The sequence below is a fragment of the Mycobacterium sp. IS-1556 genome (assembly GCF_001499985.1).
Classification (GTDB): Bacteria; Actinomycetota; Actinomycetes; order Mycobacteriales; family Mycobacteriaceae; genus Mycobacterium.
Genome location: NZ_LQIM01000042.1, coordinates 98,139 through 122,900 on the forward strand (window position 1 = coordinate 98,139; position 24,762 = coordinate 122,900).

Consider the following 24,762-nt stretch of genomic DNA (forward strand, 5'->3'; position numbering starts at 1 on the left):
GTAGGAAAGGCGCGGTCCGAATTCGGCAGAATCGAAAGGCTTACTGTTTAGTGCGCGAGAGCGAGGCCGCCCAGCGCCACGATCCAGCTGGCGAAGCTGCCGACGAGGAAGTATTCGGTCACCTCGTCGATCCCGATACCGCCGTTCTCGCGGGCCTTCTGCGCGTTGATCTCCGGGAACCGGATGATGCTCTTGGCGGCGACGACGGCCGTGGCCGCTGCGAGCTGACCGGCCAGTCCGAGCCCGAGAATCAGCACACGCTCCATCGGCCCGAGAAGGCGGCCGCCCTTGAGCCGGTCCGACGGCTGCGGTTCGCCGGCCGGCTTGACCGCCCCGACCGAGCCGAGCACCAGCCGCACCAACTGGTTGCCGGTCACCAGCTGCATGAGCATGACGCCGATGATCATCAGCAGTTTGTCTCCGGACACTGACAGTCCGACCCATGACGGCCACCGCGCCACGACCCCGGAGACGTGCGAGTCCCACCCGGCCAGCACGATCAGTACCGACAGCGCCATGCCGAACACCACCAGCGGGGCGAGTTGACCACGACCCGAGACCTCGGCGCGGGCGCAAAGCACCACCCACCCGACACTGGCCAGCGCCGCGACGGTCAACAGCACGATGTCGCCCCAGTGCCACAGCCCGGCAAGCGCCGCGCAGGCGGCCACCACGGCCGGCGCCGCCGCCGCGGCTACCCACACCCGCACCGTCATCCGTCGAACGACGTCGGCCACGCCCATTGCGATCAGCATCACCGCGACCGCGCTCACGGCACACCTCGCAGAAGTCGCGACGCGACCACGATCAAGTCCAACCCATCACGGCCCGCACGTTGGGACACCGCCGACGCGCTGACTCCCTCGGCGGCGGCGATGTCCTTCTTCGTCTGATCGGTCAACAGTCCCTTCACAATCCGTAATGAGCGGTCATCGAGCGATCCAATCAGATGGTCCCGACACAACAGCGCGGCGTTGATGGCGTCGCTGTCCGACCGGGTGTCGGCGGCCGCCCGGAACGACGTCCGCACCGACGCCAACCCCGGCTGTCGCTGCGCGGTTGCGGTCCACTCGATCGCCTCGCGGGCCGCCCACCAACCCGGACCGTCCTGGATGCCGGCCTCGGAGTCCAGTACCGTCACCGCGCCCCACCCGATTCCGAATCGGACGTCGATGCCGGGCGCGACGGCCAGCCGGATGGCCAAAGCCGCGTCGACCGCCTCGCCGACCGTCGGAAAGGTGCCCTGGAATTCGTCGCCGACGGTGAACGCGGGCGGATCGATCGCTCCGGCGGCCACGTCGGCCAACGCCTTGTTGATCGCGCGGTGCGCGGCGGCACGGTCGGCCACACGGCGTGAACCGACCACGTCGCCGATCAGCGTCGCCCGCACAGATGAAGCAGTAAGCTTCACCTCAGTCATATGAAGACTATAGCTTAATCCAGCACGGATGAAGCAAATAGCTCTAGCAAGCTACAGACGTGTCTCTCCAGGGACGGCGATTCTCAATTGAGGAATCTCGACGTGCGGAAGCCGCAACGCGCCAGGGGCAGACGCCGGTACAGCAGGGTTGTGTGGGGTGACGGGCGGTATCCGGCGATAACCCTGGCTTTGCTCGGGTCGTTGATCGACTTCACCATTATTCGGCCACATCGCGGCCGCACGCTCGGCTTGCGCGGTGATCGTCAGCGACGGATTGACGCCCAGGTTGGCCGAGACCGCAGCGCCATCGACCACGCTGAGCGTGGGATAGCCGTACACGCGGTGGTATGCGTCGATGACACCGCGCTCGGGATCGGAACCGATGGTGCACCCGCCGAGGAAATGCGCGGTCATCGGGATGTTGAACAGCTCTCCCCAGCTTCCCGCGGACACGCCGTGAATCTTCTCGGCGATCCTGCGCGTCGCCTCGTTGCCGACAGGGATCCAGGTCGGATTGGGCTCGCCGTGCCCCTGCTTGCTCGACAAATGCCGCCCGCGCAGTCCGCCCTTGGTGAACGTGGTGATGGAGTTGTCCAGGTTCTGCATCACGAGGGTGATCACGGTGCGCTCGCTCCAGTTCTTCACCGTCAGCACGCGCAGCAGCGCAACCGGATTCTTCGCGGCCGCGCCCAGAAACTTCACCCACCGTGGCCATCGGCCGCCACCGTCGACCATCAGGGTCTGCAGAAAGGCCATCGCATTCGAGCCCTTGCTGTACCGCACCGATTCGATGTGGGTGTCACTGGTGGGGTGGATGGAGGAGGTGATCGCCACACCGCGAGTGAGGTCAAGTGCCGGGTCGACCTTGTACTTCGAGGCGCCGAGGATCGACTCGGAATTGGTCCGGGTGAGCACGCCGAGCCGGTCCGACAGCCGGGGCAGCGTGCCGTTGTCCTTCATCTTGTGAAGCAGGTTCTGTGTGCCCCACGTGCCGGCGGCCAGGACTACGTGCTGCGCGGTGAAAGTTCGGCGGTTCTTGCGCAGCACCCGGCCGGTGCGCACGGTGCCGACGTGCCACGTGCCGTCCGGTGCTTGCCGCAGCGATGTGACAGTGGTCAGCGGATGCACTGTGGCCCCGGCACTTTCGGCAAGGCCAAGATAGTTCTTCACCAACGTGTTCTTCGCGCCGTATCGGCAGCCCGTCATGCATCCGCCGCACTCGATGCAGCCGGTGCGCGCCGGTCCGGCGCCGCCGAAGTAGGGGTCGGCGACGGTCTCACCAGGCTCGCCGAAGAACACGCCGACGGGAGTCCGCACGAACGTGTCGCCAACGCCCATGTCGTCGGCGACCGCTTTCATGATCTCGTCGGCCGGGGTCATGTCCGGGTTGAGAACCACTCCAAGCATGCGCTTGGCTTGGTCGTAGTACGGCGCCAGTTCGTCTTGCCAGTCGGTGATGTGCGCCCATTGAGGGTCGTTGTAGAACGGACCCGAGGGCTGGTACAAGGTGTTCGCGTAGTTCAGCGAGCCGCCACCGACACCTGCGCCGGCCAGGATCAGGCAGTCACGCAGCAGATGAATCCGCTGGATGCCGTAGCAGCCGAGCTTCGGCGCCCACAGGAACTTGCGGATGTCCCAGCTGGTTTTCGCGAATTGGTCGTCGGTGAAGCGCCGACCGGCCTCCAGGACGCCTACGCGGTAGCCCTTTTCCGTGAGCCGCAGCGCTGTGACGCTGCCGCCGAAGCCTGACCCGACAACCACTACGTCGTAGTCGAATTCGTTGGACATCGCATTCTCTTGTCGGTCCCCACGACGTAGCGCAGTCATGACATCAACCCGTGCAGCAGGAAGCGGCCGGACTCCTCGTCGACCATCTCCATGGCGATGCGGCGCGCCCGAATCGCGGCGCGGTCGGCTTTCACGTTGATGTCGCGACGAGGATAGATGTCCTCGTCGAGCCGACGCTGAATCGTCTCGAGCACACCGGCATCCCGCATCGCCCAGTCGTGGAACATCGTCCGCAGGAACTCGCCGACTTTGCCGTCGTCGGTGGCAAAGTTGCGGGCCATCCGCAGGAAGACGTGGGTGATGCCAGGGGATTCAGGAGTGAATCCCTGAATCCGCAATAGGTCGTAGGACCGGTCTCCCTCTGGCTCGATGGCGTACCGCTGCACATGGAGGGCGGGCGAGACGAATATCCCCTCCTCGTGTCGTGCTCCGGTCGTGGCCGCCGGGAGACCGGTGATCTCGGCCTCCCATGCCGCCATCCGGCTGGATGGCAACGATCGGGAGTAGGCGACCGACCGCTCGGAGACCTCGACCTCGTCGAGTTGGGGCAGCCTCTCGATATCCGGAGGAACGGCCTCCGGGTGCATCACGAACACGTCCGTCAGGTCGAGGTAATGCTCCTGTAGCAGTAGGTAGTTGGCCTCTACGCGCAGCACCTCGGTGGTACTTTCCCAACCCGTTCCGTCGGCGTACCACGGCACCCGCGGCGGTGGGCGCAGTGTGGCCGCTCCGGGATCGCCGAGCCAGACCCAGATGAAGGGCGACTCCTCGTAGACCGGGTAGGTCCGCACCCGCACACCCGGCGGGACGTTCTCCTGGGACGGGACATGGACCAGCCGGCCGTCGGGTTCGTAGACCATGCCGTGGTAGCCGCTGACCACCCGGTCGCCGTCTCGCCAGCCGAGCGAAAGCGGATAGGCTCGGTGCGCGCATCGGTCTTCCATGGCTACGACGCCACCGGAGCCCAGGCGGTACAGCATGACGTGAACGCCAAGCAGGCGGCGGGAGAACAGATCCTGGCCGACCTCGTCGCTCGTCGCGGCGACATACCAGCAATTGAATGGGTAGTTCGGTCTCATAGGTCCAGCACCAACCTCTCCGAACGGGCGCGCGAAACGCAGATCATGATCGTTTCGTTGGCTGCTTTCTCGGCGTCGTTGAGCACGGAGTCGCGGTGATCGCCCTCGCCCTCGATCATGTCGCATTCGCAGGTCCCGCACACGCCTTCCATGCAGGAGCCCAGCACGTCGACGCCGGCTTCGTCGCATGCTTCGTAGATCGATTTGTCCTGCGTCACAGTCAAAGTCACGCCCGAGCGCTGGCACTCCACTTCGAATGACGCCAGCGCGTCGGCCGGTTCCTCCACCGCCTTGGCCGAGAAACGTTCGATGTGCAGGCTGTTCTCGGGCCAGGTGTTACAGGCCTCCTCGACCGCGGCGAGCAACCCCTCGGGCCCACAGCAGTAGACGAGCGTGTCCTGGCCTGGCTCGGACAGCGCCGTCGCGAGGCTGGCCCTGAAGTTCGGTCCGTCCTGAACATCCCGAGCGCATATGCTGACGCGCGGCCCGTGGCGTTCCAGCTCATCGACGAAAGCCATCGTCGATCGCTCCCGACCGCCGTACAGCAGGCGCCAGTCTGCGCCGGTAGCTTCGGCCGCTCCGATCATCGGCAGCAACGGCGTGACCCCGATCCCGCCCGCGATGAACAGGTAGCGTGGGGCGCTCACCAACGGAAAGTGGTTGCGCGGGCCGCGAACCCGTACCGTGCTGCCCTCGTGGAGCTTGTCGTGGACGAATTGGGACCCGCCACGGCTGTTCGGGTCGAGCAGCACGCCGACCTGCCACTCCGAGCGATTCGCCGTATCGCCGCACAGCGAGTACTGCCGCACCAGCGACGGCGTCATGATCAGGTCGATGTGCGAGCCCGGCGCCCAGTCCGGCAGGTCCGCGCCGCTGGGGTCGGCGAGCGTCAGGGTCACGACACCGTCGGCCGCTACTTCACGGCGACGAACCTCGACATCGATTTCGACCTCACGGTAGGCCGGTCTGGCGCGGGCCGTCTCGGTCGTCGTCACGATGTCCTCTGCTCTTCGCGCAAGCCGCTCATCGCTGACCTCCGCACAGGAATCGAGTTGTACTGGTTGAGGAACAGGGCTCGCACCCGGGTCGGCTCACCGTCCAATTCGAGATCCGGGAAGCGTTCCAAGGTCTGCTGGATCCACAGCTTGAGCTCGAGACGCGCGAGGTTGGCGCCCAGGCAGAAGTGCTTGCCGCGACCACCGAAGGCCTGATGCTTGTCGGCGAGACCCTCGCGGGTGATGTCGAACTCGCCCGGATTCTCGAAGACGCTCTCGTCGCGGTTCGAAGCGATGTACCAGAGCAACAGACGGTCACCCTCTTTGATCGTCTTGCCATGCAGCTCGGTGTCTTTGGTTGCCGCGCGGGCCATGAAGGCGAACGCGGGATAGCAGCGCAGCCCTTCTTCGACTGCGGCGTCGATCAGGTCCGGATTCTCGCGGAGCTGGTCGCGAAGCTGGGGGTTACGCAGTATCTCCAGCATCGTGGCGCTGTAGGTGGCGCGGGTGGAGTCGTTGCCCGCGGACATCAGCAACACGAAGAACGTGGCGATCTCGAGCTCGGTGAGCTTCTGGCCCTCCACCTCGGCCGTGAGCATGGTGTTGACCAGGTTGCCCGACACGCTGTCGGTGCGCTCCGCGAGCTGATGGTTGACGTACTCGATGATCTCGGCGACGACGGCGCCGGCGTCACTCCATTGCTCCCGGATGACGGGGTCCTCGAACGCGGTGAAGACGTTCGTCCAATGCACCAGCTTCTGGTCGTCTTCGGGTGGTGTGCCGAGCAGCGAGCCGATCACCCGCGCGGGGATGGGCCGCGCCACGTCGGCCACCAAGTCGAACCGCTCTTTGTCGGCGACGCTGTCGAGGACATCGCTGATGATCTGCTTGACGTCCTCGTCGTGCTCGGCGATCTTCTCCGGGGTGAATTCCTTGATGACCAGCGCCTTGAGCCGGTCGTGGCGCGGCGGGTCCATCGAGATCAGCTGCAGCCGCTGAAGGTCCAGCGGAACACCTTCGGCGATGTCGTTGAGATGGAAGATGCCGCGTTTCTCGGACGAGAAGGTTCTGTGGTCCCTGCTGACGGCGCGGACGTCGTCGAAGCGGGTGATCGACCAGAAGCCGCCTTCGCCCGGCGCATTGTTCTGCGGACTGAAATGCACTGGTGCCTCGCGCTGCATCCGCTTGAACAGTTCGTAGGGCACGCCGTCGTCCCAGACCGCCGGATCGGCGAGGTCGACGCTGTCCAAATCAACCTTCGTTACATCCGCGATTGTCATCGTCACTCCTTTGCTAGCTGACCTAGTGGCTGATTTATTTACGCAGGCGGGATTATGCGGGCTGATCGGTTTGCGCGATAGCCAGTGTGCGCCTCTGAATGCGCCGTCTCGGTGGTTTGGCAGCATCGATGCGGGTAAACTGACGAACGTCGAAGCCCACCCTTCGGTAGGTCTTTTTCACGCCAAAATTGGTCTACCGCAATTGTTTTCGGTTTGGCGCCGATCTCGTGGCTGGCCATCGCTTGCTCACCCCAGCACCGGGAAGCTGCGTCGCTTGGCCAGCCGATCCATGCCGGCCTGGATCGCACGTTCGACCTCGTCGTAGATCGCGTCGACGTATTCGGTGTCGTCGGCGCGTGCCGGGTCCGGGTCGACTCGTATCGGGTCGAGCAACTCCGTCCGGATCTTCGCGGGCAGCGGCAGATGCGTGGGCAGAATCTCGACGGCGAGCGGAAACGGGAACCCCGCGATGATCGGTGCGGTCGCGCCGCGCAGGCGCTTGCCCAGTCCCGTCCAGCGTGCGATGAACCGTCCCTCGGAGAGCACGAACACGGTGTCGTGGCCGCCGACGGTCGCCACCGGAACGATCGGCACCCCCGACCGAATGGCCTGGCGTACAAAGCCCTTGCGTCCGGCCAGAACTGCCTTGTCGCGATGTCGCCAGTTGCGCATCGCGTCCTGCTCGCCGCCGGGCCAGACGATCACGTCGTGGCCCGCCGCCAACGCGGATGTGACGCCGTCGCGCGATGCGCGGATCACCCCGACGGCCTTGAAGTAGTCGCCCAACAGCGGTGCGGACATCAGCACGTCGTGGGCGGTGCCGTGCAGGGCACGGCGCCCCTCGAAGTGCCGATAGAACGAGTGCACCAAGGTCCACGCGTCCATGGTCAGCGAACCGCCGGAGTGAATACCGACCAGCAGTGACGGCTCGTCGGGGATCCGGTGCCAGCCGTCGATCTCAAGGCGAAAGTAATGGTCGCACAAGAAGTTCCAGACGGGATTCTGCACGTATCGCATGAACTTCTCGTTGGGCTTGCGCGCAGGAGCCATGGCGGACTGGGATGCGGTTCGCGGTGGGGCTTTGACGGTCCGCAGGGTTGCGGTGCTGGGTTGGGTTGACGATGTCATGGTCGGATGTCCGTCCTCGTGGGATGTCGGGAGCTTCCGCGATCACGCGAACTCGGTGACGAGGCGGCGGGGCCGAGGATCGCGACGCTTCCGCCGGACGTCGGCAATGGCGTGGAACCCGCTGATCGAGGCCGGGAGCAACAGCGGCAGAAGCACCAACAGGAAGATCACGATGGGCGCGAGGTAGGACATGGTTCGCTCATTTCTCCGCAGGGCGGAATCGATGTGGGATTTGGTGCCGACTGTTTGCTGGATCGCCGGCGTTCCGTTCGTCGTGAACGTTACGGAGACCGACTTCTGCGGTGAACGTCGAAAACCGACCAAGTGTTGGCAGGGCTTCGTCTGTTACCGACAAACGCCCTCCGCCGCATCGTCGCCGAACTACCGTCTATTCATGGCGGATCCCCCACCCGATGACGACGCAGTTGTCGGAAAGAATGCGGCCCTCATCGTCGGCCGGCTGTCCGCGAAGCTCGACGAGGTGACCGGGCGGATCCAGCAACTGCTGGTCACCGAGATCGCCGAGCTCGGGGGCGACCCACAACTCACCCAGTTGCTGCGGGAGACCGTCTCGGGAAACGTCGACACATTCTTTGCGGCGATCCGGCACGGAATTCCGGTTACTCAGGTCGAGCCGCCGACGGCGGCGCTCGAGTACGCCCGGCGGTTGTCCCAGCGCGAGATTTCCGCCGACGCGCTCGTGCGTGCCTACCGGCTGGGTCACCGGGCTGCGCTGGAGGCGGTGCTCAACGAGATTCGCGCCGCCGACCTGGACCCCCGCCTGAGCCTGGATGTCTTCGAACGAATGGCGGCGACGTCATTCGAATACATCGACTGGATCTCGCAGCGGGTCATCGCCACCTACCAGGAAGAGCGTGAGCGTTGGCTGGAGAACCGAAACAGCCTGCGCACCGCGCGGGTCCGCGAGATACTCGCCGGCGGCAATGTCGACGTCGACGCGATGACTACTGCGATCCGATACTCGCTCAGGAGAATCCACCTCGCCGTCGTCGTCTGGTGTGCTGAGTCCGATGACGGCGCCGAACCGGCGGCGTTGGAACCGTCCTTCCGATCAGTCGCCGAATCTGTAGGTGCTCAGGACAATTCGTTGTTCATCGCGGTGGATCGCGTCACCGGGTGGGGTTGGATGTCACTGTCGCAGGAGGCGGCTGTCAAGGCGCCGATGCGTCTACGAGAGCTGGCGGGCGACACCAGCGGCCCATGCATCGCAGCAGGGAACCCCTTGCCGGGTATCGACGGTTTCCGACGTTCACATCAACAGGCGCAAGATGCGCGCAGGGTCGCAATCACGGCCGGTGCGGGTTCACGCCGCGTCACCCTGGCGAGTGATCCGGGCCTTTCGGTGGCGGCTCTGCTGGGTAACGACCTCGACGCAGCGTCGGCGTGGATCGGCGACATCCTCGGCCCGCTGGCATCTCCCACGGAAAGTGATGAGCGGCTTCGGGAAACGCTGCTGGTCTACATGCGGACCGGGTCCAGCTACACCACTGCTGCCGAGGAACTGCATCTGCATTTCAACTCGGTGAAGTATCGCGTCCAGCGCGCCATCGAGCGCCGCGGTAAGCCGATAGCCGACGACCGATCGGACGTCGAGGTCGCCTTGCTGTTGAGCCACTGGTTCGGCGCTGCGGTGCTGAGGTGAGACCGCGGCTCAGTCGATCAACGCGGCCGCCGCCTGCAGCTGCTTGACCGCATCTGCCACGATCGACTCGATCAGCTCGGCACACGACGGCAGATCGTCCAACATCCCCGCGACCTGCCCAGAAGCGAGTACGCCCGCGTCGGTGTTGCCCTCGACCAGGCCGGCCTTCAACAGCATCGGGGTATTGGCCGCCATCACGACCTGTGACCACGTCAACTCCTTGCCGTGCCGCATCTCGAGGCCGTCGCGGATCATCGACCGCCACGTCATGCCCGACATCTTCTTGAACTTCTGGGCGTTGCGTACCGCCGCGGAGAACCCGCGCAGTCGCGATCCGCTCTCGAGCTTTTCCACCAGCCCGGTGCGCAACACCCGGTGCGGCATTCCGTCGACGCGGGTCGAGACGACGGTGCCGTCCAGCCCCGAATCGAGGTATCGCCGCTTGACCGCGTCCGGCACCGTCGAATCCGACGTCAACAGGAACCGGGTGCCCATCGCGACGCCCGCGGCGCCATACGACAACGCCGCCGCAAGGCCGCGGCCGTCGAAGAAGCCACCGGCCGCCACAACGGGAATATCGACCGCATCCAGTACCGACGGCAGCAACAGCGTCGTCGCGATCGGACCGGTGTGGCCGCCACCCTCGCCGCCCTGCACGATCACCGCGTCGGCGCCCCAGCCCGCCACTTTCTTGGCGTGCTTGGCCAGGCCCACCGACGGAATCACCACGACCCCGGCCTCTTTGAGCTTGGCGATCAGGTCGGGCTTGGGCGCCAACGCGAACGAGGCGACCTTGACGCCCTCGCGGATCAGCAGGTCGATGCGCTCGCCGGCGTCGCCCGCGTCCGCGCGGATGTTGATGCCGAACGGCTTGTCGGTCGCGCTCTTCACCTTGGTGACCGCGGTCTGCAGTTCCTCCAGCGTCATGGTCGCCGACGCCAGGATCCCCAGACCGCCGGCATTGGAAGTCGCCGAGACCAGCCGCGCACCCGCCACCCAGCCCATGCCGGTCTGGACCACCGGATGGTCGATGCCGACCAGCTCGGTCAACGGTGTGCGCAACTTACTCATGACCGTATTTCCTTGTCCCGCAGACCTTTCGGGTCGATTACTTCGCGGATCAGCTTCTGCTCGCTCTCGGTGGGCAGTCGAGTCTCCTCCGCCGATCCCAGTCCGTGAACCTCGAACGAGGTGTTCTCGGCGACCTGCTCGGCCTGAACCCCGGGGTGCAGCGAGACCGCCCGCATCTGATGCTCGGGGCCGTTGAAGTCGAACACGCCGAGATTGGTCACCACCCGGTGGACGTTGACGAACCGGTAGGCCGGGTTGCCCGGATCGACCTTGTCCCAGCCGATGCCCGAAACCACGTCGACGGAGTCGCCGAACACCCGTTTCGAGTGGTTGCCGACCCAGTAGCTGGTCGCGTGGTTGATGGTGTTGCCGGGCGCACCGCGCACCCCGAACATCTGGCGAGTCGGCTGCTGCAGCGGTCCGAACGCCGAGAGATTCTGATTACCGTAGCGGTCAATCTGGTTGGCGCCCATCACCACATGCCGTCGACCCCACGCCAGCGTCTCGAAGACCCGGCCGAAGGGCATCCACCCCTCGATCGCGCCTGCGGCGCCGAGGGCGGGTGTGTCGGCGAGCAGGCGCGCCTCACCGTCGGTCAGCAGGATGTCGGGGGAGAAGGTCAAGCGGGCCAACCGGGCGCCGATCGACACCATGGTCGTCATCGGGCTGACCATGATCTCGCCGGCGTCGCGGAAGAGTTCGGCGCACGCGACGGCGCACACTTCGGCACGGGATACCGACATCACTTGCTCTCTCCAAACTTGCGCACGGCCGCTTGGTAATCGGCCTCGGTACCCGACAGATAGGTCTGGACGAATTGCTGCCACGACTCGTCGGAACCCGCGGCCTCGGCGTAGTGCCGCTGGAACTTCTCGTCGCGGCGGTAATCCGGTTCGGCGGTAGTGAAGTGCGCGCCGTTGGGGGCCTCGACGACGGCGTCGACCATCATCCGGTTGATCAGCAGCGCCTGCGGCGGCACGGCCTTGACCAGCTCCTCGGTCGCGACCACGCGCTCGACCGACAGGAACCGGCGCTCGGCGGCCATCAGGTACAGGTCGTCGAAGTAGGGGTCGATACCGGTGTAGGCCGCATTACCTTGTGCGTCACCGAGATTCATGTGCACAAATGCGGCATCCAGGGCCAGCGCGGGCATCGCGATGAGTTCTTCGTAAGCGTCACCGGTCGGGTATGGCGACGTCACGGTTTTCAACTCGTCACCCCAGAACGCGCGCACATCGCTGCCGAGCCCGGCTCGGATCGGCAGGAACGGCAGCCGCTGTGCCGCCGCCTGCAGGCCACACCGCAGCATGCCCTCGTCCATCTCGCGCGCCTCGATCGCACCGCTGGTGCGGGCCTTGGCGAACCACGGGTCGTAGAACGGTGGCGAGTCCAGCGACACGAAGCCGTAGTAGACGCGCTTGACCTTGCCCGCCGAGCACAGCAGCCCGAGGTCGGGTCCGCCGTAGGCGACAACGGTCAGGTCGGTGACGTCGGTACGCAGCAGCGCCCGCACGAACGCCATCGGCTTGCGGCGCGAACCCCACCCGCCGAGGCCGATGGTCATGCCGCTACGAATCGAAGAGACCGCGTCGTCGACCGTAGTTCTCTTGTCTGTCACGCCTTTTCCCCCTTGGACGTGCCGGCAAATGCATCGCGGTGCTCGTCGGAGACCCCCGCGAGGTTCAACTCGAATGTGAAGCCCTGTTCCATGCGGTAGCTCGAGTTCACCCGCTGCACGTCGATGAAGTTCAGCGCCTCCTTGGCCGCACGGATGACCCGGGTGTCCTTGGCGGCGATGTCTCGGGCGACGCGCAACGCGGCCTCGTCGAGTTCGGCGCGCGGTACCACCTCATGCACAGAACCGAAGTGGTGCAGCGTTGCCGCGTCCACGGTGGCGGCGGTGAAGAACAGTCGCCGCATCATGTGCTGGGGCACCAATCGCGACAGGTGGGTGGCCGCGCCGAGCGCGCCGCGTTCGACCTCGGGCAGCCCGAACGTGGCGTCGTCGGAGGCGACGATGACGTCCGCGTTGCCGACCAGGCCGATACCGCCGCCGACGCAGAAGCCGTTCACCGCGGCGACGACGGGCACCGCGCACTCGTAGACCGCGCGAAACGCTTCATAGCAGCCGCGGTTGGCGTCGATCAGCGCGGTGAAGCCTTCGGTGTTCTGCATCTCCTTGATGTCGACACCGGCGTTGAAACCCCGACCCTCGGCGCGCAGGATCACGACGTGGGTGCTCTGGTCCCGCCCCGCTGCGGTGATCGCGTCGGCCAGTTCGAACCATCCGCGCGAGGGGATCGCATTGACCGGGGGGTAGTCGACGGTGACCGAGACGATGCCCGGTTCGGTGATGGAATGAGCGATTGTCATCGAAACTCCCGACTACTTCCTGGGGGACGGCGTAGGAAAGCAAGCACTTGCTTGGTACGCTAGCACAGTGACCGACCTGCAAGACATAAAGCTCGGACTCAAGGACAGGGTGGTCCTGGTGACCGGCGGGGTGCGCGGCGTCGGCGCCGGGATCAGTGCGGTGTTCGCCGACCAGGGTGCCCGCGTGGTGACCTGTGCCCGCCGACCGGTCGAGGGCCTGCCCTACGAGTTCCACCCGTGCGATGTGCGTGACGACGACGCGGTGGGCGCGCTGATCCAGACCATCGTCGACCGGCACGGTCGCCTCGATGTGGTGGTGAACAACGCGGGCGGGTCGCCCTATGTGCTCGCCGCCGAAGCATCGGCGAAGTTCAGCAGGAAGATCGTCGAACTGAACCTCCTGGGCCCGTTGTCGGTCTCCACGCACGCGAACGCGGTGATGCAAAAGCAGGAGCACGGCGGGTCGATCGTCAACGTCGCCAGCGTCAGTGGCCGCCGACCCACGCCGGGAACCGCACCCTATGGCGCGGCCAAAGCCGGTATGGAAAGCATCACCGCCACCCTCGCCGTCGAGTGGGCACCGAAGGTCCGGGTGAACTCGGTGGTGGTCGGCATGGTCGAGACCGAGCAGTCCGAATTGTTCTACGGCGACGCGGATTCGATCGCGGCGATCTCACGCAACGTCCCCCTCGGCCGACTCGCTGAACCGGCCGACGTGGGGTGGGCCGCCGCATTCCTGGCCTCCGACGCGGCCTCCTACATCAGCGGCGCATCGCTCGAAGTCCACGGTGGCGGCGAGCCGCCCCATTACCTGGCAACCACCACTGCTGACATCAAATAACCAAGGGAGACAACAGATATGGGATTGCTCGACGGCCGTGTGGTCATCGTGACGGGATCGGGTGGCGGCATCGGACGCGCGCATGCGCTGGCGTTCGCCGCCGAGGGCGCCCGCGTGGTGGTCAACGACATCGGCGTCGGCCTGGACGGGTCGCCCGCCGGGGGCGGTAGCGCCGCGCAGAGCGTCGTCGACGAGATCACCGCGGCCGGAGGGGAAGCCGTCGCCAACGGTGCCAATGTCGCGGACTGGGCTCAAGCCGAGGGCCTCATCCAGGCGGCTGTCGACACGTTCGGCGGGCTCGACGTCCTTGTCAACAACGCAGGCATCGTTCGTGACCGGATGTTCGCCAACACCAGCGAAGAGGAGTTCGACGCCGTCATCGCCGTGCACCTCAAGGGGCACTTCGCCACCATGCGGCACGCCGCGGCGTATTGGCGCGCACAGTCCAAAGCCGGCAATCCAGTCGACGCCCGGATCATCAATACGAGTTCGGGCGCCGGCCTGCAAGGCAGTGTGGGACAAGCGAATTACAGTGCGGCCAAGGCGGGGATCGCGGCGCTGACGCTGGTCGCGTCCGCCGAGATGGGCCGGTACGGCGTCACCGTCAACGCGATCGCGCCCTCGGCCCGAACCCGGATGACCGAGACCGTGTTCGCCGAGATGATGGCCACTCAGGACCAGGACTTCGACGCGATGGCCCCGGAGAACATCTCCCCGCTGGTGGTCTGGCTGGGCAGCGTCGAGTCGAAGGACGTCACCGGCCGCATGTTCGAGGTCGAGGGCGGCATCATCCGGATCGCAGAGGGCTGGGCGCACGGCCCGCAATTGGACAAGGGCGCCCGGTGGGATCCCGCCGAATTGGGGCCCGTCGTCGCCGACCTGCTCGGCAAGGCGCGCACGCCGGTTCCCGTCTACGGCGCCTGATCAGGGCTCGCAGACCACCAACGGGATCCGGCGGTCGGTCCAGGACTGGTAGTCCTCGTAGGTCGGATACATCTCCACGAGCCGCGGCCAGTACCGCGCGCGTTCCTCCTCGGTGGCGTCGCGCGCGGTGAGGTCGAGCACCTCGCTTTTGATCTGCACCTTGACTTTCGGTTTGGCCTTGAGGTTCAGGTACCACATCGGGTGCTTGTCGCTGCCGCCCTTGGACGCGGCGACGATCACCTTGTCGCCGTCGCGGTGGAAGTACAGCGGGCTCACCCGCGGTTCACCGGTCTTGCGGCCGGTGGTTGTCAGCAGCGCCACCGGGATGCCCTGGAACTCGCCGCCGAGCCCCGCGCCGTTGTTGCGGCGGTACATGAAGGTGTTGATCTTCGACATCCACTTGATGAAGAAGTCGGAGGCTTTGGTGTCCATGAACCGGGGCCGCGATTTTGGCATGGCGGTCATCCTATGCTCGGTCGGTGGACACAGTTTCCGACACCGACCGCATTGCGGCGGCCGACGCCTACATCGACGCGCTCGCCAGCCATCGGGCCGACGATGTGCCATTCGCTCCCGACTGCGTGCGCATCGAGCAGGGCGTCAAGACCGGCTTCTCCGGCGACCACCTGCGGCGCAGCCTCAATCGGGGACCGCAGTACCGAATCATCGAAGCGACGACGGACCGCCAGTTCACCGTCGACGGCGACCACGTGCACGCAACGTTCACGGTCGTCACCAAGGCGAAGCTCGCCGGCCGCCGAGTCGTGGCCCCGGTGCGCGAGACGTTCTTGATTCCCGCCTCGGACGGCAGGATTCACCACATCCGGGCGCGCTTCAGCCCGACGGTCAGGCGCGAGTAGGCGGGGCGACCAGACGCAAAATGCCTCTGATCGCGGCGATTTCGGGGCACTTCGCGTCTGCTCGTGAGACAAAGCGGCGCGGTTAGATCCGCTCGATGATCGTGCCGGTGGATAGCGCGCCGCCGGCACACATCGTGATCAGCGCGGTGCTCTTGTCGGTGCGCTCCAATTCGTGCAGCGCGGTGGTGATCAGCCGGCTGCCGGTGCTGCCGACGGGATGGCCGAGCGCGATCGCGCCGCCGTTGACGTTCACGCGGTCCATGTCCGGCTCGTGCACCCGCGCCCAGGACAGCACCACCGAGGCGAACGCCTCGTTGATCTCGACGATGTCGATGTCACCCATTTTCATGCCGGCCTTTTCCAGCACCTTCGCCGTCGACTGCACCGGCCCGTCGAGGTGGTAGTAGGGCTCCGCGCCGACCAGCGCCTGGCTGACGATGCGCGCCCGCGGCTTCAACCCCAGTGCGCGCGCTTTGTCTTCGTCCATCCACAACACCGCGGCGGCGCCGTCGGAGATCTGTGAAGACGTGCCCGCGGTGTGGATACCGCCCTCGAGCACCGGCTTCAGCCCGGCGAGACCCTCGAGCGTGGTGTCGCGCAGCCCCTGGTCGCGGGTGACGATGTGGCGTTCGCTGGTCGGCTGCTTCTGCTCGTCGAGCACGGGCGCCTCGATGCCGCTGATCTCCCGGTCGAAGCGGCCCTCGGCCCACGCCTGCTTGGCCTTGCGCTGCGACTCGAAACCGAACTGGTCGATCTCCTCGCGGGTGATCCCGCGGCGCTTGGCGATCCGCTCGGCGGCGGTGAACTGGTCGGGCAGGTCGATGTCCCACGAGGCCGGCCGCAGGATGCTGCGGTCGGGACCGGCATTGGCGCCCAGCCCGACACGGCTCATCGCCTCGATGCCGCAGCCGATGCCGATGTCGATGGCTCCCGCCGCGATGAGGCCCGCGATCAGCCCGTTGGCCTGTTGCCCGCTGCCGCACTGGCAGTCGACCGTCATCGCGCCGACGTGTTCGGGCAGGCCGGCCACCAGCCAGCTCACCCGGGTGATGTTGTTCGACTGCTCGCCATACTGTGTGACGCAACCACCGACGACCTGCTCGACGTCGCCGGCATCGATTCCGGCCTTTTCGACGAGAGCTTTCTGGGTGGCGCCGAGCAACTCGGTGGCGTGCAGGCCGGACAGCCAGCCGTTGCGCTTTCCGATCGGGCTGCGGGTGGCTTCAACGATGACAGGGTTACCCATTCCGTCAGGCTAGAACACGTTTCATTACTCTGACAAGCGGCGTTGACTACGTGCCTTTCATCTGCGCAGAAGGCATGTTTTACTGGCACTAGAACACGTTGCAATTGAGGAGTGCTTTCCTATGCCCGGCCCCAACTCATGCCCGATCAGCCCTGACTTCGACTTCCTCGACGCGACCCTGAACCTCGAGCGTCTCCCGGTCGAGGAACTCGCCGAACTACGCAAGTCCGAGCCGATTCACTGGGTCGACGTGCCCGGTGGCACGGGCGGCTTCGGCGACAAGGGCTATTGGCTGGTGACCAAGCATGCCGACGTCAAAGAGGTGTCCAAGCGCAACGAGGTCTTCGGCAGTTCGCCGGACGGTGCCATCCCGGTGTGGCCGCAGGACATGACGCGTGACGCGATCGACCTGCAGAAGGCGGTCCTGCTGAACATGGACGCGCCTCAGCACACCCGTCTTCGCAAGATCATCTCGCGCGGCTTCACGCCGCGCGCCGTGGGACGGCTCGAAGACGAGCTGCGGGCGCGCGCGCAGAAGATCGCCCAGACCGCCGCGGCCGAAGGCTCCGGCGACTTCGTCGAACAGGTCTCGTGCGAACTGCCGCTGCAGGCGATCGCCGAGCTGCTCGGTGTGCCGCAGGACGACCGCGACAAGATCTTCCGCTGGTCCAACGAGATGACCGCCGGTGAAGACCCGGAGTACGCCGATGTCGATCCCGCGGTCTCGTCGTTCGAGTTGATCCAGTACGCGATGAAGATGGCCGAGGAGCGGGCCAAGAACCCGACCGAAGACATCGTCACCAAGCTGATCGAGGCCGACATCGAGGGGGAGAAGCTCTCCGACGACGAGTTCGGCTTCTTCGTGGTGATGCTCGCGGTCGCCGGCAACGAGACCACCCGCAACTCGATCACCCACGGCATGATCGCGTTCTCGCAGAACCCCGAGCAGTGGGAGCTCTACAAGCGGGAACGGCCCGAGACCGCGGCCGACGAGATCGTCCGCTGGGCCACCCCGGTGTCGGCGTTCCAGCGCACCGCTCTGGAGGATGTCGAGCTGGGTGGCGTGCAGATCAAGAAGGGCCAGCGGGTCGTGATGTCCTACCGCTCGGCTAATTTCGACGACGAGGTGTTCGAGGACCCGCACAAGTTCGACATCCTGCGCGATCCCAACCCGCATGTCGGCTTCGGCGGCACCGGCGCCCACTACTGCATCGGTGCGAACCTGGCGAAGATGACCATCAACCTGATCTTCAACGCGGTCGCCGACCACATGCCCGACCTCAAGCCGATCAGCGAGCCGGAGCGGCTGATGTCCGGTTGGCTCAACGGCATCAAGCACTGGCAGGTGGATTACACCGGTAAGTGTCCGGTCACGAAGTAGGTTTAGCCACCGCGGCAAATTTCCCGGTATCAAGGAGGATTCGGGTGGACTTCAGTCCAGACGAAGGGCAGCAGGCTGTCGCCGACGTGGTGAACTCGGTGCTCGGCCGTGACAACACTTGGGACGCACTGGTCGCCGGCGGCGTGACCGCACTGGCCGTGCCAGAGCGCCTCGGCGGCGACGGGGTGGGTCTGCCAGAGGTGTCCACGGCGCTCACCGAGATCGGCAGGCACGGCACCATCAGCCCCGCGCTGGCCACGTTGGGCCTCGGATTGCTGCCGCTCCTTGACGCGGCCACCGAGGAGCAACAGGACCGCTATCTCGCCGGGGTGGCGAAAGGCGCCGTGCTCTCGGCCGCGCTCAACGAACCCGGCGCGCCGCTGCCGGATCGGCCTGCGGTGACGTTCGCCAACGGCAGACTCAACGGCATCAAAGTCGCGGTTCCCTATGCGGAGCAAGCGGACTGGCTCGTCGTGACCGCCGACACCGGGGTAGCCGTGGTATCCCCGACGGCGGACGGTGTGACGGCGACCAAGACGCCGACGTCGAACCACGGCGACGAGTACTCGGTGACGTTCACCGATGCGGCGGTCGACGGAGTGCTCGACGGCGCGGACGCCCGCCGCATCAACCAGTTGGCCCTCGCCGCGATCGGTGCCTTCGCATCCGGTCTGGTTGCGGGTGCGCTGCGGCTGACCGCCGACTACGTGGCCAACCGGGAGCAGTTCGGCAAGCCGCTGTCGACCTTCCAGACGGTCGCCGCGCAGCTGGCCGAGGTCTACATCGCCTCTCGGACACTGACTTTGGTGTCCAACTCGGTGACCTGGCGGCTTTCGGAGGGTCGCGAAGCTGACGATGACATCGACGTCCTTGGCTACTGGTTGGCCTCCCAAGCGCCGCCGGTGATGCAGCTGTGTCACCACCTGCACGGCGGAATGGGTATGGACATCGCCTATCCCATGGACCGCTACTACTCCTCGATCAAGGACCTCGCCCGCCTGGTGGGGGGTCCGTCACACCGGCTCGACACGGTGGGAGCCGCACTGGGCGAGCGAGGCGACGGGAGCTAAAAATGTTCATCGAACTGACGCCCGAACAGAAACAGCTGAAAGCCGAACTGCGGGAGTACTTCTCGAATCTCATTTCCCTTGAAGAGGCGAAGGAGATGGAGAAGGACCGCCACGGCAAGGCCTACCGCGCGGTCATCAAGCGGATGGGCAGCGACGGCAAGCTCGGTGTCGGCTGGCCCAAGGAATTCGGCGGGCTCGGTTTCGGTCCGATCGAGCAGTCGATCTTCGTCAACGAGGCGCACCGGGCCGACGTCCCGCTGCCGGCGGTCACCCTGCAGACCGTCGGACCCACGCTGCAGCAGTACGGGACCGAAGCGCAGAAGAAGAAGTTCCTGCCCGCGATCCTCGCCGGCGAGGTCCATTTCGCGATCGGTTACACCGAGCCGGAGGCGGGCACCGACCTGGCGTCGCTGCGCACCACCGCCGTTCGGCAGGGCGACGAGTACATCATCAACGGGCAGAAGGTGTTCACCACCGGCGCCCACGATGCCGACTACATCTGGCTGGCCTGCCGAACCGACCCGGAGGCGGTGAAACACAAGGGCATTTCGATCCTGATCGTCGATACGAAGGATCCCGGTTACTCCTGGACGCCGATGATCCTGTCCGACGGCGCCCACCACACCAACGCCACCTATTACAACGATGTGCGGGTGCCTGCCGACATGCTCGTCGGCGAGGAGAACGGCGGCTGGAAGCTGATCACCACGCAGCTGAACAACGAACGCGTGATGCTCGGGCCGGCAGGCCGTTTCGCGAGCCTCTACGATCGGATTTACGAGTGGGCGTCGAAGCCGGGCGGAAACGGCGACATCCCGATCAACCACGACGACGTCAAGCGCTCGCTCGGCGAGCTCAAGGCGATGTGGCGGATCAACGAACTGCTCAACTGGCAGGTCGCCGCATCAGGCGAAACCATCGACGTCGCCGATGCGGCCGCCACCAAGGTCTTCGGTACCGAACGCATCCAGTACGCCGGGCGTCTCGCCGAGGAGATCGTCGGCAAGTACGGCAACCCGGCCGAACCCGACACTGCGGAACTGCTGGAATGGCTGGACTCCCAGACGAAACGAAATCTGGTGATCACGTTTGGCGGAGGTGTCAACGAGGTGATGCGGGAGATGATCGCGGCTGCCGGCCTGAAGGTCCCGAGGGTGCCGCGGTGAGCGCCATCGGCGATGAGCGCTCGCGCGAAGAGCAGGCGGTGACCGAGATACAGAAGGCCGCCGAACGGATCAAGGCCGAGGGCAAGAGCAAGCCGCGGGCCGGTAGGCATCCGGTCAACCAGCCGATGATCGACCACTGGCTCGACGCGATGGGGGACCGGAACCCGATCTACGTCGACGATCTGGCTGCCAAGGCGGCCGGGCATCCCGGCGCCGTTGCGCCTCCGGCGATGATCCAGGTGTGGACGATGATGGGCCTCGGCGGTGTCCGGCCCGACGACGACCCTCTCGGCAAGATCCTCGACTTGTTCGACGAGGCGGGCTATGTCGGTGTGGTCGCGACCAACTGCGAGCAGATCTACCACCGGTACCTGCAGGTGGGTGAAGAGGTCAGCGTCACTGCGGAACTGACTGATGTCATCGGGCCGAAGAACACTGCGCTCGGCGAGGGCTTCTTCATCACGCAGAAGATCACGTGGACGGTCGGTGACGACGTCGAGGATCCGGTCGCCGAGATGATGTGGCGCATCATGAAGTTCAGGCCGGCCGACAACGCCGACAAAGGCGGGGTCGCGGCGGTGCCCGACGATCTGGACGCGGACATGATGATGCGGCCGGCGTCGTCTCGTGACACCAAGTTCTTCTGGGACGGCGTCAACGCGCACGAGTTGCGCATCCAGAAGCGCCCCGACGGCACATTGGTGCATCCGCCAGTGCCCGCGCTGTGGCAGGACAAAGACAAGCCGACCGACTACGTCGTCGCCAGCGGTAAGGGCACCGTGTTCAGCTTCGTGGTGCACCACGCGCCGAAGGTGCCCGGGCGCACGCTGCCGTTTGTGATCGCGCTCGTCGAACTTGAAGAAGGCGTACGGATGCTCGGCCAGCTCCGCAACGTCGACCCGGCCACCGTGGAGATCGGAATGCCTGTTCACGCAACGTATATCGATTTCCCAGAGGGAGAGTCAGGTCCCGCGTGGACGCTGTATGCGTGGGAGCCCGGTGAGGAGGCGCAACGATGAGCGCCCCCTCCATATCGGTTGGCACGAAGCTTCCCGAGCTCGCGCTGTACGGCGACCCGACGTTCATCGTGTCGACCGCGATCGCCACCCGGGACTATCAGGACGTCCATCATGACCGGGACAAGGCACAGGCCAAGGGATCGAAGGACATCTTCGTCAACATCCTCACCGACACCGGCCTGGTGCAGCGGTACATCACGGACTGGGCGGGTCCGACCGCGATCATCAAGTCGATCTCGCTGCGCCTGGGTGTGCCGTGGTACGCCTACGACACGGTGACGTTTTCCGGTGAGGTGACCGCGATCGACGATGGGGTGATCACGCTGAAAATCGTTGGCAGCAACAGTCTCGGCGACCATGTGATCGCCACCGCGACCTTGACGATCGGGGACCTGGCGTGAGTGGGAGTGGATTGTCCGGCAAGGCGGCGATCGTCGGGATCGGCGCCACCGACTTCTCCAAGAACTCCGGCCGCAGTGAACTGCGTCTCGCGTCGGAGGCGGTGCTCGATGCCCTGGACGACGCCGGCCTCACGCCCGCCGATGTCGACGGCATGGTCACGTTCACGATGGATTCCAACACCGAGGTCGCGATCGCCCGGGCGACGGGCATCGGTGAGCTGAAGTTCTTCTCGAAGATCCATCACGGCGGCGGCGCGGCCTGCGCGACGATCCAGCAGGCGGCGATCGCGGTGGCGACGGGTGTCGCGGAATGTGTTGTGGCGTACCGGGCATTCAATGAGCGCTCGGGTGTGCGGTTCGGCCAGGTTCAGATGCGGTTGGTGGAGAACGCCGACTCGACCGGAGTCGACAACTCGTTCTCCTATCCGCATGGGCTGTCGACGCCCGCCGCACAGGTCGCGATGATCGCCAGGCGGTACATGCATCAGTCGGGTGCGACGAGCAGAGATTTCGGCATGATCTCGGTCGCGGACCGCAAACATGCGGCGAAGAATCCGAAGGCGTACTTCTACGAAAAGCCGATCACCATTGAGGATCACCAGAATTCGCGCTGGATCGCCGAACCGCTGCGGCTGCTGGACTGCTGTCAGGAGACCGACGGCGGGGTGGCGCTGGTGGTGACGTCCGCCGAGCGGGCCAAGGACCTCAAGCACCGGCCGGCGATCATCGAGGCGGCCTCGCAAGGTTCCAGCCCGGACCAGTACTCGATGACGAGCTACTACCGACCGGAGCTGGGGCTGCCCGAGATGGGTCTGGTGGGCAGGCAGCTGTGGGCGCAATCGGGTCTGACACCGCAAGACATTCAGACCGCGATACTTTACGACCACTTCACCCCGTTCACGCTGATTCAGTTGGAGGAACTCGGCTTCTGCGATCGCGGTGACGCCAAGGACTTCGTCAAAGATGGCGCGATCGAGGTCGGCGGACGGTTGCCGATCAACACCCACGGCGGTCAGTTGGGCGAAGCGTACATACACGGCATGAACGGGATCGCCGAGGGCGTTCGACAGTTGCGTGGCACGTCGGTCAATCCGGTACCGGACGTCGAGCATGTGCTCGTCACCGCGGGTACCGGAGTGCCGACGTCGGGGTTGATTCTGGGCTGACCATCCGGTGGGTGGGGCGTAGCCGGCCTACTACCCTCTGAGGGGTGAGTTCGTCGACGCCACCGGAGCCGGGACCGCAGGAGAGCGACGCGTCGGTCGACGGCGTCCGAGAACCGGAAGCCGACGAGGCGGACACCGGTCCGCTGCAGGCCCACCGGCCACCCGCCGCGCCGCCGCCCCCGGACTTCTATGCCGCCCAGCGGAATTGGTCGCCGAGGTTCGATGCACCGCTGACCATCAACCCGCGCCAGGTCAAGCCTCAACGCAATTTCAAGCCGCTGGTCATCGGTGCTGCCGTAGTGGGCGCTGTCGCGGTCGTCGGCGGCTTGGTCTTCTGGTCGTCACGGCCGTCTGGCGGCGGTGAGCAACCGCCGAGCGCCGGAGAGCCGACGACGTCCCCGTCGCCGGAGCAACCGGTCCGCTCCGAAGGCGACGTCCGGTTGTTACGTCAGTTACCCAAGGGCTACCGGCCGGATGCATGCGAAACGGTCCCTCCCACGAAAAGCGTGTTGGCGCAGGTGAATTGCGGTCGAAACGACGATCCCGGGGGCCCGGTGTCGGCGACCTACAGCCTGGTCGGCGACAAGGCTTCGCTCGAGGCGGTCTTCAATGCCGCGGTCGCAGCGGCGACGAGGGTCAACTGCCCGGGCAACATTCAGTCGCCGGGGCCGTGGCGGCGCAACGCGACTCCGGACAGGATCAGCGGAAATCTTTTCTGCGGTCTGCAGGCCGGTCAACCGACCGTCGTCTGGACCGACGAGGCCAAGATGACGGTCAGCGCCGTCCGAGCGGGGCCGGGCGGCCCGACCTTCCCACAGCTGTACGCGTGGTGGTCGTCGCACTCGTGACGACGCTGACCGGTTGACTTGCTACCGATGGTCCCGTCAGGGAGTGGGCGCCGGGACGTAGGTGGTCGGGGTCTGCACCTGGTCACCGGCGGGCAGCGGCGTGCCCTGGCTGCCCGCAGGCTGCGGAACGCCCTCGGTACCCGCCGGGGCGGGAGCGGCGTCGGCGGGCTGAACGGGCGTGCCGTGCGCGGTCGGAGCCGGAGCGTCCTGCGCGGCCGGGACCGGAGCGCCCTCGGGTGCAGTCGGGGTGCCCTCGCTGCCGACCGGAATCGGGGTGCCCTGGCTGCCCTCAGGGAGCGGGGTGCCCTGGCTGCCCTCCGGTACCTCGGTGCCGGCAGCGGCGGGAGCGGCGGTCGTGCCCTCGGGAGTCTCAGCGGCAGGAGCCTCGGCGGGTGCGGCCGTCGCCGGGTCGCTTTCCGCGTCGTAGGAGGTCGACGGCGATGAGCTGCTCGAGCTGGAGGCGGGCGGCTCGGTCCACACCAGCCGGTCCTGACCACCGGCGTTGTACACGACGCTGTCGGGGGCGGCGCCGGTGACGTCGAAATAGACCTTGCCGGACGTCTGCTGACCCTGGGCGAGCGTCGCCGGGTTCACCCCCTGCGGGGTGGCGGCGCCGAACAGCGCGCGGTAGGTCTGACCGTCGGCGGCCCTTGCGTTCAGATTCGACACGATCGGCGTCGCCGACCCCTGGATCGCCTGGTCGGTCGCGGTGGCTTCCCACAGCTGTCCGGACACGGGGTATGCGATGACGTCGCTGCTCGGCTTCAGGTCGTCGATGGTCCAGCCCTGGATGACTGCGCCGTCGACCAGCTTGCCCTGGCTTCCGAGTGTCTGCGTCTGGACGGTGGTCCCGCGCTGGGTGGCTTCGGCTTCTGCGGAGGCCAGCGGTGCCCCGATGAAGCCGGCGGTCGCGGCCGCCGCCAACACACTGGTGATCTTCGTGATCTTCATGATTTTGCTCCTGACTCGTCCGACAATTGGGATGGTCACCGAACGAAACTATCAGGTCACTCGGCGATTGTGGATTCCGGATCGACTGAAGC

At 65.9% G+C, this 24,762-nt stretch carries 26 protein-coding genes; 11 read left to right on the forward strand and 15 right to left on the reverse strand.

Annotation, left to right across the window (positions count from 1 at the left end):
- Window positions 1-47 precede the first annotated feature (47 nt).
- The 8 genes from AU187_RS24295 to AU187_RS25610 form a co-directional block, all read right to left on the reverse strand.
- Entirely contained in the window at window positions 48-773 is a 726-nt protein-coding gene (locus AU187_RS24295; protein ID WP_059101619.1) for a hypothetical protein, read from the reverse strand.
- Window positions 770-1,420, reverse strand: a complete 651-nt coding sequence (locus AU187_RS24300) for a SatD family protein (RefSeq protein ID WP_059101618.1) — start codon at window positions 1,418-1,420, stop codon at window positions 770-772. Before AU187_RS24300 ends, AU187_RS24295 begins: the two co-directional genes overlap by 4 nt.
- 51 nt (window positions 1,421-1,471) lie before the next feature.
- Window positions 1,472-3,208, reverse strand: a complete 1,737-nt coding sequence (locus tag AU187_RS24305; RefSeq protein WP_059101617.1) for a GMC oxidoreductase — start codon at window positions 3,206-3,208, stop codon at window positions 1,472-1,474.
- A gap of 35 nt (window positions 3,209-3,243) precedes the next feature.
- Window positions 3,244-4,287 carry a Rieske 2Fe-2S domain-containing protein gene (locus AU187_RS24310; protein ID WP_059101616.1) on the reverse strand — a complete coding sequence of 348 codons (1,044 nt, stop codon included), beginning with the start codon at window positions 4,285-4,287 and terminating at the stop codon, window positions 3,244-3,246.
- Window positions 4,284-5,282: a PDR/VanB family oxidoreductase gene (locus AU187_RS24315; protein WP_082684059.1), complete on the reverse strand. Its 999-nt coding sequence runs from the start codon at window positions 5,280-5,282 to the stop codon at window positions 4,284-4,286. Before AU187_RS24315 ends, AU187_RS24310 begins: the two co-directional genes overlap by 4 nt.
- Window positions 5,279-6,562, reverse strand: coding sequence for a cytochrome P450 (locus AU187_RS24320; RefSeq protein ID WP_059101836.1), 1,284 nt, complete (start codon window positions 6,560-6,562; stop codon window positions 5,279-5,281). Before AU187_RS24320 ends, AU187_RS24315 begins: the two co-directional genes overlap by 4 nt.
- Window positions 6,563-6,808: 246 nt before the next feature.
- Complete coding sequence (locus AU187_RS24325; RefSeq protein WP_059101614.1) at window positions 6,809-7,612, reverse strand: lysophospholipid acyltransferase family protein; 804 nt, start codon at window positions 7,610-7,612, stop codon at window positions 6,809-6,811.
- 120 nt (window positions 7,613-7,732) lie between these two features.
- Window positions 7,733-7,882, reverse strand: a complete 150-nt coding sequence (locus AU187_RS25610) for a hypothetical protein (RefSeq protein ID WP_156425649.1) — start codon at window positions 7,880-7,882, stop codon at window positions 7,733-7,735.
- A gap of 202 nt (window positions 7,883-8,084) precedes the next feature.
- Here AU187_RS25610 and AU187_RS24330 point away from each other — a divergent pair, with 202 nt between their 5' ends.
- Window positions 8,085-9,353 carry a PucR family transcriptional regulator gene (locus AU187_RS24330; protein ID WP_059101835.1) on the forward strand — a complete coding sequence of 423 codons (1,269 nt, stop codon included), beginning with the start codon at window positions 8,085-8,087 and terminating at the stop codon, window positions 9,351-9,353.
- A gap of 9 nt (window positions 9,354-9,362) precedes the next feature.
- On the opposite strand, the gene ipdC is transcribed toward AU187_RS24330, so the two are convergent.
- The 4 genes from ipdC to echA20 are packed head-to-tail and all read right to left on the reverse strand — an operon-like array spanning window position 9,363 to window position 12,797.
- Window positions 9,363-10,424, reverse strand: coding sequence for a (3aS,4S,5R,7aS)-5-hydroxy-7a-methyl-1-oxo-octahydro-1H-indene-4-carboxyl-CoA dehydrogenase (ipdC, locus tag AU187_RS24335; RefSeq protein ID WP_059101613.1), 1,062 nt, complete (start codon window positions 10,422-10,424; stop codon window positions 9,363-9,365).
- Window positions 10,421-11,167, reverse strand: coding sequence for a cholesterol ring-cleaving hydrolase subunit IpdB (gene ipdB / locus AU187_RS24340; RefSeq protein WP_172800351.1), 747 nt, complete (start codon window positions 11,165-11,167; stop codon window positions 10,421-10,423). The genes ipdC and ipdB overlap by 4 nt, the downstream gene beginning before the upstream one ends.
- The gene (ipdA, locus tag AU187_RS24345; protein ID WP_059101611.1) at window positions 11,167-12,042 is read right to left on the reverse strand and encodes a cholesterol ring-cleaving hydrolase subunit IpdA; all 876 of its coding nucleotides are present in this window, start codon (window positions 12,040-12,042) and stop codon (window positions 11,167-11,169) included. Before ipdA ends, ipdB begins: the two co-directional genes overlap by 1 nt.
- Entirely contained in the window at window positions 12,039-12,797 is a 759-nt protein-coding gene (gene echA20, locus AU187_RS24350; protein WP_059101610.1) for a (7aS)-7a-methyl-1,5-dioxo-2,3,5,6,7,7a-hexahydro-1H-indene-carboxyl-CoA hydrolase, read from the reverse strand. Before echA20 ends, ipdA begins: the two co-directional genes overlap by 4 nt.
- Window positions 12,798-12,864: 67 nt before the next feature.
- Here echA20 and AU187_RS24355 point away from each other — a divergent pair, with 67 nt between their 5' ends.
- The gene (locus AU187_RS24355; protein WP_059101609.1) at window positions 12,865-13,638 is read left to right on the forward strand and encodes an SDR family oxidoreductase; all 774 of its coding nucleotides are present in this window, start codon (window positions 12,865-12,867) and stop codon (window positions 13,636-13,638) included.
- 18 nt (window positions 13,639-13,656) lie between these two features.
- Window positions 13,657-14,562 (forward strand): SDR family oxidoreductase, encoded by a 906-nt coding sequence (locus AU187_RS24360; protein WP_059101608.1) that lies wholly within the window; start codon window positions 13,657-13,659, stop codon window positions 14,560-14,562.
- On the opposite strand, the gene AU187_RS24365 is transcribed toward AU187_RS24360, so the two are convergent.
- Window positions 14,563-15,018, reverse strand: coding sequence for a nitroreductase family deazaflavin-dependent oxidoreductase (locus AU187_RS24365; RefSeq protein WP_059101834.1), 456 nt, complete (start codon window positions 15,016-15,018; stop codon window positions 14,563-14,565).
- Between the two features lie 23 nt (window positions 15,019-15,041).
- Between AU187_RS24365 and AU187_RS24370 the strand changes: the two genes are divergently transcribed.
- On the forward strand, window positions 15,042-15,422 hold the full coding sequence (locus tag AU187_RS24370) for a DUF8021 domain-containing protein (protein WP_059101607.1): 381 nt from the start codon (window positions 15,042-15,044) through the stop codon (window positions 15,420-15,422).
- A gap of 82 nt (window positions 15,423-15,504) precedes the next feature.
- Here AU187_RS24370 and AU187_RS24375 read toward each other — a convergent pair whose 3' ends face one another.
- Window positions 15,505-16,668, reverse strand: coding sequence for a steroid 3-ketoacyl-CoA thiolase (locus tag AU187_RS24375; RefSeq protein WP_059101606.1), 1,164 nt, complete (start codon window positions 16,666-16,668; stop codon window positions 15,505-15,507).
- Window positions 16,669-16,789: 121 nt separating this feature from the next.
- Here AU187_RS24375 and AU187_RS24380 point away from each other — a divergent pair, with 121 nt between their 5' ends.
- From AU187_RS24380 to AU187_RS24410, 7 genes are read left to right on the forward strand one after another with little or no spacing between them, the layout of a single operon-like run.
- Window positions 16,790-18,049, forward strand: a complete 1,260-nt coding sequence (locus tag AU187_RS24380) for a cytochrome P450 (RefSeq protein WP_059101605.1) — start codon at window positions 16,790-16,792, stop codon at window positions 18,047-18,049.
- Between the two features lie 44 nt (window positions 18,050-18,093).
- Window positions 18,094-19,119 (forward strand): acyl-CoA dehydrogenase family protein, encoded by a 1,026-nt coding sequence (locus tag AU187_RS24385; protein ID WP_059101604.1) that lies wholly within the window; start codon window positions 18,094-18,096, stop codon window positions 19,117-19,119.
- Between the two features lie 2 nt (window positions 19,120-19,121).
- The gene (gene fadE29, locus AU187_RS24390; RefSeq protein WP_059101603.1) at window positions 19,122-20,285 is read left to right on the forward strand and encodes an acyl-CoA dehydrogenase FadE29; all 1,164 of its coding nucleotides are present in this window, start codon (window positions 19,122-19,124) and stop codon (window positions 20,283-20,285) included.
- Window positions 20,286-20,323: 38 nt separating this feature from the next.
- On the forward strand, window positions 20,324-21,304 hold the full coding sequence (locus AU187_RS24395; RefSeq protein ID WP_059101833.1) for a bifunctional MaoC family dehydratase N-terminal/OB-fold nucleic acid binding domain-containing protein: 981 nt from the start codon (window positions 20,324-20,326) through the stop codon (window positions 21,302-21,304).
- Complete coding sequence (locus AU187_RS24400; protein ID WP_059101602.1) at window positions 21,301-21,705, forward strand: MaoC family dehydratase; 405 nt, start codon at window positions 21,301-21,303, stop codon at window positions 21,703-21,705. Before AU187_RS24395 ends, AU187_RS24400 begins: the two co-directional genes overlap by 4 nt.
- A gap of 11 nt (window positions 21,706-21,716) precedes the next feature.
- Window positions 21,717-22,871 carry a 17-hydroxy-3-oxo-4-pregnene-20-carboxyl-CoA lyase gene (gene ltp2, locus AU187_RS24405; RefSeq protein ID WP_059101601.1) on the forward strand — a complete coding sequence of 385 codons (1,155 nt, stop codon included), beginning with the start codon at window positions 21,717-21,719 and terminating at the stop codon, window positions 22,869-22,871.
- 44 nt (window positions 22,872-22,915) lie between these two features.
- Window positions 22,916-23,719 carry a hypothetical protein gene (locus AU187_RS24410; RefSeq protein ID WP_059101600.1) on the forward strand — a complete coding sequence of 268 codons (804 nt, stop codon included), beginning with the start codon at window positions 22,916-22,918 and terminating at the stop codon, window positions 23,717-23,719.
- Between the two features lie 36 nt (window positions 23,720-23,755).
- On the opposite strand, the gene AU187_RS24415 is transcribed toward AU187_RS24410, so the two are convergent.
- Window positions 23,756-24,670 carry an MPT63 family protein gene (locus AU187_RS24415; protein ID WP_059101599.1) on the reverse strand — a complete coding sequence of 305 codons (915 nt, stop codon included), beginning with the start codon at window positions 24,668-24,670 and terminating at the stop codon, window positions 23,756-23,758.
- Window positions 24,671-24,762 lie beyond the last annotated feature (92 nt).